This is a genomic window from Legionella quateirensis, from assembly GCF_001467955.1.
Classification (GTDB): Bacteria; Pseudomonadota; Gammaproteobacteria; order Legionellales; family Legionellaceae; genus Legionella; species Legionella quateirensis.
On sequence record NZ_LNYR01000003.1, the window covers coordinates 1 to 12,616 of the forward strand.

Sequence of the window (12,616 nt, forward strand, 5' to 3'; positions counted from 1 at the left end):
CAAAGCCTCATCCAACAAACAGTACCAGTTGCAAACCCATCGGTTCATGCGAACTCCGTGTTAAATCACAATACAAATAATGGTTCACAATTGGTTCACGAGCAAAGCCTCATCCAACAAACAGTACCAGTTGCAAACCCATCGATTCATGCGAACTCCGTGTTAAATCACAATACAAATAACGGTTCACAATTGGTTCACGAGCAAAGCCTCATCCAACAAACAGTACCAGTTGCAAACCCATCGGTTCATGCGAACTCCGTGTTAAATCACAATACAAATAACGGTTCACAATTGGTTCACGAGCAAAGCCTCATCCAACAAACAGTACCAGTTGCAAACCCATCGGTTCATGCGAACTCCGTGTTAAATCACAATACAAATAATGGTTCACAATTGGTTCACGAAAAGGTTAATAATTTGGCATCTAAGACATTAGAGGATCAAGATATAGTATTGGAAAAAAATCCTCAAATTAGCTTTTCAAAATTAGTTGGCAACCAGCGGGCAATTATAATTGCACTATACAAAAACATTAAAATTAACAAATCAGATACAACTGATGAGTTAACACTCGAATCAATATCCAAATTAACCCAAGTCAATCAAAAATCTCTTAAAAACACTTTGTTCCGTTTAAATAATGCAGGAATACTTATCCGAGCCGATCAAAAGGTTGGGCGGGGTGGCTGGGTTAAATATAAAATAAATACTCAAATCATAAGAGAAATTCAACAGAAGGAGTTTTTTAGATAAATGGTGTTTTTTTGTGGTTCTATCGCGTTGTGATAACATAAGGAGCAATTTCGGTTTAAAAGAACATGATATAAAGAAAGAAATCAAAAAATAGATTTTATCTTCTCTTATAGGCCTAGCGCTCCGGAACTTGCGCCCTGACGCAAAAATTTAAAATATCAGATCGGAAAATCCCCGATAACATCATTATACTTATCTTGTGCATCGGCCAAGCTTAATTTGGAATAGATTTCCAGAGAGTCTCTTTTAGCATGACCTGAGTAGGGTTGAATAAAAGCATCATCGATATTTTTCTTCTTAAGCCAGGTAAATAAAAAATGCCTTAACTTATGAGGTGATATAGACCGCTCAATACCGGCAAGCTTAGTATATCTCATCAAAATTTTTCTAATTCCACGATCAGTATAGTGGCGTCGAAATCCTGACTCAAATAAAAATAGTCTGTTTTCATTTTTATATTGTTTCATATGAAGCGCCAAAGTTTCTTTAAATGCTGGCGAAAAAGGGACAACTCTATCTTTTTTTCCTTTACCTTGATTAATTTTTATTCGACAATTGGTTAAATCAACATCAGTTAATTGTATATTAATTAATTCACTAACCCTTATTCCTGTATAAAGCAAAACTTTAACGATAAGCATAGGAACAATATCATGAGACTCCCAAACTGCCTTATAAAAAAGCCTGATATCATCCTCAGTGGGTACGTAGGGTAAGCGCTTTGGTGTTGTAGTGACCTCGATATTCAGATTTTCTCTTACAAACCTGAATACATCTCGAAGATAATCATAATTAGGGTTCTGTGCTTTAAGCAAACTTGAAACCTTTTGAGCCATTTTTTTTGCTGATATTCGTTCCATTATGCGGCTACTCCATAATGAAGATGGGGCAAGCGTGTTGATAAATCTAACGGGAATAAGCCATATGGGTTTACGTGCTCATAAATAAGGGGTGTTAACGCTCTTTTATCTTCCGTCGTTAATTTATTTTTTAGTCCCTGCTCTTCTATGATTTGCTGAATCATTAAGGTATTGATATATACCATTGAGAGTTGTAAAAGATGTAAAGACAATACAGATAAGGTTTGTGCCTTCTCATGATTAGAGGATATCTCACCTGAACGGCCATAAAAAATGAACTTGGATACGCCATTCCAAAGCTCAACCACATTTAATCCTTCTTGAATTTCCTGTCTGATAGATTCATGCATCAAATAATTACAGATGAATATGGTTTTTAATACCTTACCTAATTGTGATAATGCTAAATACGCTGGATGTTTCAGATTGTTTTGATTAAAACGCCTAAGAATAGATTCAGGATCAGCATGACCAGCCTTCATTGCAGCAGTATATTTTACAATTTGGCTATATTGCTCTTTAATTAATTGCCAATTAATAGTGTCTGTAAGTACCGGTTGTAGATTTTTATACTTTTGATAATCTCCAAGTTCACATTGTGCCAGTTTTTGTTTGTTCAAATTCGCCAGTCGTGGCATTAAAGAAAATCCTAGAAGATGTGAAAAGGCAAAGCCAACCTCACTTTGGCCATGAGTATCAACATAATTTTTTTGAACCGACATTTCTGTACAGTGTCTTAGTACACCTTCAATCATGGCAGAAACCTCAGAGCTTGATACGCTTTTTAATTGAGAGTGGATGCAACAGGCATTTTTTTCAACATGCCAGTAAATCATCACGCCTCTTCCCCCGTAGCGATTATGGTATTCCGAAATCAAATTTTGAAAATAAGCTGAAAATTGCGTTGAATCACTGGCAACAGCTATAGGCATATCGCCCCATATATCTTTTAATCTGATTTTGAATAAAGCGTTTGCCACTTTGCTTAGCGCGTTTTTTAAGTTATCAGTGGATAAAAAGTAATTTTTGATGTGTCGAAGCTGGTACTCACTTACATGAGCATTTCCCGCACACATATGTTTTAACCCAACATTAGTTCCCATTCCATAAATAGACAATAAGATCCTTTCTGAAATTTCATTGGGTTTTAAATAAATTTTTTGGCCATAGGAAATAAAATCATGAGTAAACTGGTTTTCTAAATCGACCTCTTTAATCATATCAATAAGATTGGTTCCTTCCCATTTTTCCTGTAAATGTTTTTTTATAATTCCAATATTGTTTGATTCTGCCTGGGGTGTAAGAGGAGTTACGATAATACGACCGCCATTTTGGGGGCTAATTCGAACTTTCGTATTTTTGGGAATATTACCATTTAAAGCAGCTAATGCATTTGTGTGGCGCTGTTTTAATTGTTCAATAAATACATCACCGTCAAGGGGCAAAGAAAGTTCATCAAAATACACTTCTTTGTCTTCTTCAAAATTATTTGGCAAATCCTCATCTGGGTTTCGGTGTTTAAATGACGATTCAATCCATATTTCACGGCATCTAATCCTGTCTGCAAGTTTTTTTAGTACATAGACTTCATAACAAATACGTTTAATTTTTCCGCTAGTTGGATCAATAATACGCTTTTTCCATTTATCTGGTAAACAATCTAGAGGTACCTCTTCATTGTCTGGAAAATAAGTTTTGTTGCTGTCAAAATATTTTTTAATGAGTGCCAATGCATCGAGTATTGGTTGATGCTCTGAATTATTGGAGCGAAAAACGATATTTTCTAATAAAGGCTGAACCATGCGCCGATAATAAGTGGCATAAGAACTTCTAATCTGTTGATGCAGTAGACTCTGGTATTTTGGTCCTTTTTTCTTATATTCATCAATGATATTTTTTAGCTTATCCTGACCAACAATAGGAAAAATTTTATCTCGAATTGTTGCATCCGGCTGTTCCAAGCATACTTCGGCTATATTAAATAGAATAGTGTCTTTGCCATAGACTTTTTTTACATCATTGATAAGCTTTCTAACTACGCGCTTTTCCGATTTATGAATCACGTTACGGATGATGCGGTTAAACATATCAATCGTTTTATCTATAACGTTTTCTTTTCGTGTGTGACAATGTATCATTAAATGAGCGCATCGCTTGTTATCAGTCATTTGTTTTAAATCACTCGGATTAAAACGTGTAAATGCTTCTGAATAATGAATGGTTCTTTTTCTTGGCATTAGTTGAATAGTGGCTGAATCAAAGTTAAATCGGTTTAAAATAGACAACTGTTCCATTAAATCTAATATTGAATCTAGTGAAGGATTATTAATTTCTTTATTTACCCATCCTAAATAGGATAGTCCTTCTTTGTAAGGCAATAATAAGCCATTCAATTGTGCTTCATCCGTTGTAGACAAAGAGTTCTTTAGTTTTTCAAATAAATCATTCTCAAATGCATTTGTGGCATCAACAATTACTCGTGCCATCGTTTTTTCTTTAAATGTCTCAATGCCTTTTTCTTTTAAATACTGTATTGCCTGATTTTTAATTTCCTCGTCAGATAAATAATGAGCCGGTAGCAGCTCGCTCTTTATCCATGCTTCAAGTTCTTTATAATGTGTTTTTTTAGAGAATGAAGTTTTAAAATATTTTCTAATCAACGACAGATAATTGTCGTAAGTTCTTGAGGATACTTCACAAATAACAGGTGGAATGTTAAGTTGGTTTGCAACTTGATTGATAATATAAGCTGGTAATTTCGTTAAGTCGCTGATGAATTGATGGCTTTTTTGGTAGTACTTAAAAAGTAAAGCGAATGCTAGTTGCTTACTTGTATGTCTTGTCTTTATAAAGTTAATTTCTTCTTGGGTTAAACCAAATTCATTCATTGTTAAATCGGATACACTCATTTTACCAGTTCCTAGAATAGCCAGAGTCGGAACTCAAAAGGCTATATTCACTTCAATTTGTCATTGTAATCTATCCAAATCCGATGGTAATATCAACCACAAATATAAAGTAGGAACTATGATGTCCGATAAAAAAATTTCAACACTTCCACAAACTAATAATAATTACTTTATCTGGATCCAAAATGGACATTACCCAGTAGAATCCAGAGAATAAAGGAGGGATTGATGAGTAATTGAACGACCAAACGACTTAAGGATTTTCTGATGTTTTTGATAGCTGCAGCTCAAGATATCTCACATCATCTTGGCTATTTATATTTGATTAATTTTCGTTGGAGAAAAATGAATTTGTTCAATATCTATGATAGAGATGGTTCTTTAACAACCTTTACTTTTACGCGGCATATAGCATCAGTGTTCGAAAAAATTACGAATAAGGAGTGTAAATAAATGGGCTGCTCCACATGTATTTCTCATAAAGAGCCAATGCCCAGGCTGTGGCAAAATCCCCAAGTTATTACGGCAACAATAGCTGGTTTATTATTAACTATTGGTTTTGTAGGCTCATATTTGACGTTACCAAGGATTATCGCTAACGGGTTTTACGTAGGCGCAGTATTAATTGGCGGATATTATTTCGCCCGCGAAGCAATAGACGAATTTATCAAAGAATATGAAATCGGTATTGAATTCTTGATGTCTCTTGCAGCCATTGTTGCAGGTATCATGGGGCAATGGGCGGAAGCAGCAACATTGGTATTTTTGTATTCTATTTCTGAAGCTGCGGAAGGTTATTCCGGTGAAAGAGCGCGACATGCTATCCGAGCATTGATGGATCTTGCCCCAAAAACAGCATTGGTCCGGCGAAATAATACTGAATTTCGAATACCCATAGAAGAAATTCATATTGGAGATGAATTCATTGTTCTTCCTGGTGAAAGTCTTGCCACAGATGGAGAAGTCATTTCAGGACATTCTAGTGTTAATCAAGCACCTATTACGGGTGAGTCAATTCCAGTAGAAAAAACTATAGGGAGTAAAGTTTTTTCTGCAACTATAAACGGTGAAGGAACTCTTACTGTTCGTGCAACCAAAAAATTTGCTGATAATACATTATCTCGTATCATATTTCTTGTCGAAAAAGCACAAGACAAAAAGGGGCGTAGTCAACGTTTTATAGAACGTTTTGGTAACCTATATAGTCCATTTATCCTTTTGGTGGGAATACTCATAGCTACTTTACCACTTCTATTTGGGCAACCTTGGCAAGAGTGGGTGATTCGTGCCACAGTATTTATTGTTGCTGCAGCACCATGTGCCCTAGTGATTTCTATACCCATTACACTTGTAGCTGCTCTTGGCACAGCAAGTCGAAATGGAATATTATTAAAAGGTGGCTTATATTTGGAGCAACTAGTGAAGATAAAGGTTATTGCACTAGATAAAACAGGAACATTAACACAAGGTAAACCGAAGGTTACTGATATCATTCCATTGAATAACCATACTCGGAACCAAATTTTAAATGCAGCAGCAACTCTTGAATCGCGCTCCCAGCATCCCATGGCCCAAGCCATTTTGCAACAAGCCAATGAAGAAAATATTCAATATAATCCTGTTGAACAGTTTAAGTCATTAACTGGTTCGGGGGTACTTGGTTTTATCAATGGAAAAAAATTCTACATAGGCAATCCAAAATTATTTATTGATATGAACCTATTGATAGAAACATTAACACAGGAAATAAATAAATTACAGGCCGCTGGAAAGACAGTCGTATTATTAGGAACTGATAAGGAAATACTCGGTTTAATTGCAATTGCTGATCCTCTAAGACCAACAGCCAGACAGATGGTATCTAACCTAAAATCGATGGGTATTGAACGTGTGGTTATGCTCACAGGAGATAATTTGATAACTGCCTCCTCAATTGGCGAACAAGCGGGTGTTGATGAAGTATTTTCTGATTTATCACCAGAAGATAAGACAAGAAAAGTTGAAGAACTGGAAAGACGTTACGGTAAGGTAATGATGGTTGGCGATGGAGTAAATGATGCTCCAGCACTCGCAGCAGCTCATGTAGGAGTTGCTATGGGTGCTGTCGGAACTGATGTCGCATTAGAAACTGCGGATGTAGCATTAATGGGTGAAAATTTATTAAAATTACCTTATCTCATCGAATTTAGTCGTCGAACCTGGAATATAATTTTACAAAATTTGGGACTCTCTATAATTGTAATTGGATCTCTTGTTGTCGGAGCAGTAACTGGGTATTTTACGTTGCCAATAGCCGTTTTAGCTCATGAAATCAGTGAACTTATTGTTATTGCAAGTGGTCTTCGTATGCTAAGATCTTAATTATGGATGATCCATTACAATGCCTTTAGTACTCTCTCAAGTCTTTGTCTCACCTCACTTGCAATATGATTGATCTCAGAATTACCGACCAATTCTAATACGGCGTTCGGATCCATGAATTCGATATACACTTTGCCGGCATTATCTTGGCGTACAACCACATTACAGGGTAGAAGCAAACCAATAGACGGCTCTTTTTCTAAAGCTTGATGGGCAAATTGTGGATTGCATGCACCAAGAATTTGATAGGGAGGCATATCTTGATTTAATTTTTTTTTCAGAGTTGCTGACACATCTATATTTGTAAGAACTCCAAATCCCTCTTTTTGCAGTTCTTCGGTAACTTTTTTAATTGCATCATCAAATGAATACAATGTCTTTTTTCCAAATCCATATTTAATGTTATTCATATTTCTTCCTAATTGTTTTGATAATTAACTACTTACTTCGTAATCGTTTTGCCCACCAAAGGAGAGCTAGAGTAATCAGGGCATTGATAACAATTGACCAAGTATTTAAAGTGGGAGTCAGAATTATAAATTTAAGATCTAAAGGAACTAAAAATGCAAAAAAGACATGTGCCAGCGTATGAAAAAATTCAAATCCCGCAAAAAATAGAACGATATCCCTAAACATAGGATTTCTCCTTTCAATTAGTCCTTTTATTTGTTAATTATAGGGTACTTTCATGTACTAATAGAAAAATAGACGTTGATTATCGATTTTTTTAAAATACGTTTTTTTCTTAAGTAGGTGACAGAGGCCAATAAACGACATCCCTTTGTTTGGATGTTAGTGTGTCAATATTGCTAATGTAAGATCAGCTCCTTATGAAATACTAAAGCAAGCTTATCATCAACGTTCATTCTTTATAATAGTACAACTTCTTAAAATAAATCTCTTGAGAGCAATTTTTGCGTCAGGGCGCAAGTTCCGGAGCAGTAGGCCTAAAAGAGAATAGAAGTATTTTAGGAATTGCTCTTTACCTTCAACATTCAAGCTTTGCCACATGTGGGTATAACAACCACTAAAATAAAAAGTTTTAATAAATGCTCGTAGCTCATCAATATTACCCGGTATGGGATTATTTTCCAGAAGATGATCAAATTTATTCATTTGATAACGCAAAGCTTCAGTAGAACTATGGAGATGAGCAGAATCAACAGGACTCTTGGCATCTTTTTGATAAGCATTCCAAAATAATATTTTTGCTTCTGCAAATGTTAAACTGCCAGGAGAGCGTTTTTGTAGACTACTGGATAACTCCTGTTGGGCGATTACGTCACAACTATCTGTATTGCCTTTGGTTGTTAATATAGTAGGATTTCGCGTGACACAGTGTATTTTTCCTGAGTACTGCTTCTTCATAGTTAACCAAAGTGCAGCATCAACAAATGCTGCCTGACCACCAACGATATAAACATCATCTGCTAAATCCCATGTATCTGGATTTCCAGTTGTGTTTTCAAAACGGAGAAAACCCGGTTGATTCTCGACAGCATGAAAAAAAGGATTTGTTAAATGTCCAGTTGTTATAAAAAGTCTATCAGCGATATAATTTTGATCCATGCATGTTATCTGATAATTCCCTTCTTTTAGCGGACAAATATCTGAGATTGGCAAAAAAATTTCTTTGATTGTTATTCCTAGTGATTTAGCCAGTGTTTTATGTTTTTCATATTGAGCGCGTAAATAATGTCCCACCAACGAACGAGTGATATATTGTTTGTCTCTATATGGATAATGCTCTTGGAGCAACTCTGGATTAGCATCTATCCATTCTGTCAAGCTATCCGTAGTAGAAGTAAATTTGAACCCATCGGCAGGATTATTTAAAGTCCAAAAATCTGGGCTATCAATAGAATAAGCAAAACCTGTAGCGAAATATCGTGGGTTTTGTTCAAAAAGTAAGACAGTTATGTCATTGTCAGAATATTTCATTGTTGCCAGTAGGTGACTTAAACGACAAAAAACAGCATTTCCACAGAGTCCCATTCCCGCGATAGCAATTACTTTTGGCATTATATCAAGACAATTGTTGGATCAGAGGAAAATTCTAGGGTTTAACCTCGATACTGTCAATTTGTAGATTTCTTATCTTTAAATGACAACAGATTGATCGATCCAAATTCTTAATTTAGAGCTAAATCGTCCCTGACGGCATAGAGTTTTGACGGCCTTTGTAGTGATGCTTTTAATTAAGCGGTATTCCCCCAGTACTGCATGTATAGACCAACATTGGTTAATAATTGCGATGATCTCAAATAAATGAACTGAAGATTCTATGGAGAGCCAATTTTTAAAACAGGCCTCTTGTAACTGCCTGTATTGAGTCCCTGAAAGTTTTAGGTGTTCTGTTGCTCGATGCAAACAATTAACGAATGAGAAAAAGGGATGAGTAATAACAACTTCACCTAAATCAATCAGCGTGGTTTGATGAGTATTTGGATTCACTAAAATATTTTTATCATGAAAATCTGCATGACCAAAAGTATCAGGTACTTTAAAACTGGCTAATTGGTCACAAAGGGTTCGTAATTTACTATCTAAACTTTTTAATTGTTTTAATTCTTCTTGGGTTAATCCATCTCCCAACAATAACTCTTCTTCACATAGTAATTGCTTATAAAGTTTTGGCAATTGATGCAGGCGCCAATCAGGGATGCCCAGCTCAAGAAATAGATTTATTTTATCAGCTGAGTTTATTTGAAGCATTGTATAATGATGCATCGTATCAATTAAAAGATTAGGTCTAAATTCCTGTTTAAAAACATCATGCAAAGGAATGCCTGCATCTTGCATTAAAAAGCAGTGAAATTCCTGATTATGAGCTAAGATTTTTGGAACAGGGGCATTGAATTGTTTCTGTAATAGCAAAATGACGTTAGCTTCTAATGACAAGGCAGAAGGTACCTTCTTCAAATAAACTAATCCAAGATTGGTTTGAAAGCGACTCACTTCTGACCAGGCTGTGTCGAGAATTATTTCGGGTATCAAAGTTTTAAGTTGATATCCTAATTCGTTTAAGGCGCTAAGTGCCCATTCTATGTGAGGATTATTCATGATAATTGCTTATGATCCTCGACCACTTCATGAATCGTGCGCAATGCTCTTTTTGCTTCAAAATTCATCTCGGTTTGTTGGTTAACAAGATACATCATTGCTTTCCATAAAGCCCAGGCGCGTCCTCGTGCCCCAGTGTTTGGGTCAAGTTCCAGTGTTTCAAAAAAAATGCCCCGACTTTTTCCTTCAAATAGTGTCCAGGCAATAGCAAGATCGCAAGCAGGATCGCCGATTGCGAGTTGGCCAAAATCAATCACCGCACTTAATTTCCCTTGAGAAAGCAGTAAATTGCCAACACTCACATCACCATGGACCCATACTGGTAGATTTTGCCATGAGGTGGACAGTGCTTGTTCCCAAACTTGCGTTGCGGCATGAAAATCTATATGGCCCTTTAAGTCTTCGATGGCTTTGCGTGTCTCTGAATCATAAACGGCTAAATCACCACCACGATAAAAACTCTGGGGACCAGCAAGAGGGCCACCCATTGAATCGATGCTCTGGAGCGCTTTAAGAAATAAAGCTAAACCATGTGCAAATTCAGGCAAATCATTAATGGGAGCAGCTGCCGTCTCTCCAGGAAGCCAACGATTAATGGACCACCTCCAAGGATACAGTGTATTGGGTTTTCCCATCGCAAGAGGTGCGGGTATGGGAAGAGGAAGATGTGGGGCTAATTGGGGTAACCATGCTTGCTCTTTTTCCACTTGTCCAGCGTATTCGGCGCTACTTGGCATGCGAATGAGCATTTCTGTACCTAAATGAAAAGTTCTATTGTCCCAACCGCTATTTTTTACAGCTTGGATAGGCAGATGACTCCACTGTGGAAATTGCTGAGCAATGAGCTCGCATACTAGGGCTTCAGTAATATTCATTTGTTTGTTGGATTGTGTATTCGTCATTAGTACACCATAAAATCGATATTCTACCATATTAGCAATGAGCATCTTCTTAAGTGAATTCTTTTGTAAGAGAAAATACCGCTATTTTTCCCAAAATGAATTTTTCTGTTAGATTAAAATAATAAGCTTGTACCTGATACGCACGTAGTTCTACGTATTGATGCATCTTAGGCCCTATTTGTATAATTATTGTGTAATTTGGATTTAGGAGATAGTAAGAATGAATCAACCGCAACGAATTTTTATTGTTGGGCATCATGGTGCTGGTAAAGGATTATTAGCAAAGTCTGTAGCTCAATCATTAGGGTGGCAATTTGTCGATGCGGATTTGGGGTTAGAGTCTCATGTTGGACGACATATGTCTGAAATTCTTGGAGGCCCTGGGAGTGATGCGTTTTATGAATGTCAGTTTGATATATTAACCTCCCTTTGCACCCAAGAGCATATTGTGGTGACAACCGATTCCAGTGTTGTTCTGTCTTTAAAAAATCGTCAATTATTGCGAGATGAAATGACCATATTTTTGGATGTGAGTACTCCGATTCAAATCGATCGTACTGCACGCAATCCAGCAAATTTATTGCCTGTACCAAGTTGGAGAGACTTTTTTGACCAATTACATGATGAGCGCGATAACCTATATAAAGCAGTGGCTACGCTGACTATTCATGGAGATGATGGCAAATTAGAAGACCATACGAGTTGTATTGTGACGGCTATTTTGGGAAATGAAGAAAGGCTACTCCAGAAAAGCCTAAAATCAATTTTGGAGAAAAAAGATTTCACTTTATACCATAAAGAACTCCACACAAAAGTTGAATTATCTGAACAACAAGCCTTGTACCTCAAGTTATTGGCTCAAGGAAAAACGGCAAAAGAAATTGCGCGTGAAGCTCATGTTTCTTATAGGACAGTCGAAGGGATGGTAGCTAAGTTGATGGAGTCCTTAGGATGTTCCTCCAGTAAAGAATTAATTGCTTTATATCATGAACAACCATGAGTCTAGAACTATTCGATTGGCTTAACTAATAAATAAGTTTTTCGCGTTGTTGGCATCAATCGTTCAATAGCATAGCGAAGCATGGTTCTTGGCATCCGACAAGCATGGCTGTCTAAAAATTCGACGAGGATTGCTTGATTACGTTTCCCCACTTCCCTTAACATCCAGCCAACTGCCTTATGAATTAAATCATGTTTATCACACAGCAGGTTTCCTGCAATTTTAAGCGTGCATTCAAAATGATTGTTTCGGATAAAATACCAAGTGGCGATTATAGTTATGCGTTTTTCCCAAAGGTTAGTACTTTCTGCAAGGGTGAAGAGGAGTGTTTTGTCCTTATCTAATAAATGTGCGCCAACAATCCAATGGGCTGAAGCATCAACTAAATTCCAGTTAGTAACCTGATGGATGTGAGTTAAATAAAATTGAAAAATCGTTTGCTTAAGGTCTGTATCTCCTTTTTGATAACGGGTTACTAAAATCAACAAGGCTAATAATCGCTCTTCATTGATGGGTGAATACAACAATTCTTGTAACAAAGAAAAGGGTAGTAGTGATTGATAACGTTTGGCAACTTTTCTTAAATCAGGGACGCGTACACCCATAAATTGGTCATGCTCTGCATAATCTCCTGGTCTTGTTTTATAATAGATTGCTTTTGGCTGCGAATCAGGTTTTTTGAGTAACTCGAGCTCGCTTCTAAGTGTTTTGAGTGACTCCATCATTTCGGTTTTATTTAGAGTTGTTGTCATAGTTAAAGTCTTA

At 36.5% G+C, this 12,616-nt stretch carries 12 protein-coding genes; 4 read left to right on the plus strand and 8 right to left on the minus strand.

Features of this window, described 5'->3' with window-relative positions; translation table 11 throughout:
• On the plus strand, positions 1 to 756 hold a 756-nt coding region (locus Lqua_RS18295), incomplete at its 5' end, for a hypothetical protein (protein WP_058472555.1).
• 158 nt (positions 757 to 914) lie between these two features.
• Here the strand turns inward: Lqua_RS18295 and Lqua_RS01500 are convergent.
• Entirely contained in the window at positions 915 to 1,616 is a 702-nt protein-coding gene (locus Lqua_RS01500; RefSeq protein ID WP_058472556.1) for a tyrosine-type recombinase/integrase, read from the minus strand.
• On the minus strand, positions 1,616 to 4,525 hold the full coding sequence (locus tag Lqua_RS01505; protein WP_058472557.1) for a Tn3 family transposase: 2,910 nt from the start codon (positions 4,523 to 4,525) through the stop codon (positions 1,616 to 1,618). The genes Lqua_RS01500 and Lqua_RS01505 overlap by 1 nt, the downstream gene beginning before the upstream one ends.
• A gap of 267 nt (positions 4,526 to 4,792) precedes the next feature.
• Between Lqua_RS01505 and Lqua_RS01510 the strand changes: the two genes are divergently transcribed.
• Positions 4,793 to 4,978 (plus strand): hypothetical protein, encoded by a 186-nt coding sequence (locus Lqua_RS01510; RefSeq protein WP_058472558.1) that lies wholly within the window; start codon positions 4,793 to 4,795, stop codon positions 4,976 to 4,978.
• Positions 4,979 to 6,886, plus strand: a complete 1,908-nt coding sequence (locus Lqua_RS01515; RefSeq protein ID WP_058472559.1) for a heavy metal translocating P-type ATPase — start codon at positions 4,979 to 4,981, stop codon at positions 6,884 to 6,886.
• 14 nt (positions 6,887 to 6,900) lie between these two features.
• On the opposite strand, the gene Lqua_RS01520 is transcribed toward Lqua_RS01515, so the two are convergent.
• The 5 genes from Lqua_RS01520 to Lqua_RS01540 all read right to left on the minus strand — a co-directional run bounded on the left by Lqua_RS01520 (position 6,901) and on the right by Lqua_RS01540 (position 10,851).
• Positions 6,901 to 7,296: a DUF302 domain-containing protein gene (locus Lqua_RS01520; protein WP_058472560.1), complete on the minus strand. Its 396-nt coding sequence runs from the start codon at positions 7,294 to 7,296 to the stop codon at positions 6,901 to 6,903.
• A 28-nt stretch (positions 7,297 to 7,324) separates the two neighbouring features.
• Entirely contained in the window at positions 7,325 to 7,522 is a 198-nt protein-coding gene (locus Lqua_RS01525) for a hypothetical protein (RefSeq protein WP_058460656.1), read from the minus strand.
• 219 nt (positions 7,523 to 7,741) lie between these two features.
• Positions 7,742 to 8,908 carry an FAD/NAD(P)-binding protein gene (locus tag Lqua_RS01530; RefSeq protein WP_058472561.1) on the minus strand — a complete coding sequence of 389 codons (1,167 nt, stop codon included), beginning with the start codon at positions 8,906 to 8,908 and terminating at the stop codon, positions 7,742 to 7,744.
• Between the two features lie 78 nt (positions 8,909 to 8,986).
• The gene (locus Lqua_RS01535) at positions 8,987 to 9,949 is read right to left on the minus strand and encodes an aminoglycoside phosphotransferase family protein (RefSeq protein WP_058472562.1); all 963 of its coding nucleotides are present in this window, start codon (positions 9,947 to 9,949) and stop codon (positions 8,987 to 8,989) included.
• Positions 9,946 to 10,851: an aminoglycoside phosphotransferase family protein gene (locus Lqua_RS01540; RefSeq protein WP_058472563.1), complete on the minus strand. Its 906-nt coding sequence runs from the start codon at positions 10,849 to 10,851 to the stop codon at positions 9,946 to 9,948. The genes Lqua_RS01535 and Lqua_RS01540 overlap by 4 nt, the downstream gene beginning before the upstream one ends.
• 220 nt (positions 10,852 to 11,071) lie before the next feature.
• Here Lqua_RS01540 and Lqua_RS01545 point away from each other — a divergent pair, with 220 nt between their 5' ends.
• Positions 11,072 to 11,851 (plus strand): shikimate kinase, encoded by a 780-nt coding sequence (locus Lqua_RS01545; protein ID WP_058472564.1) that lies wholly within the window; start codon positions 11,072 to 11,074, stop codon positions 11,849 to 11,851.
• 8 nt (positions 11,852 to 11,859) lie between these two features.
• On the opposite strand, the gene Lqua_RS01550 is transcribed toward Lqua_RS01545, so the two are convergent.
• Entirely contained in the window at positions 11,860 to 12,603 is a 744-nt protein-coding gene (locus tag Lqua_RS01550) for a DNA alkylation repair protein (protein ID WP_058472565.1), read from the minus strand.
• Positions 12,604 to 12,616: the final 13 nt, after the last annotated feature.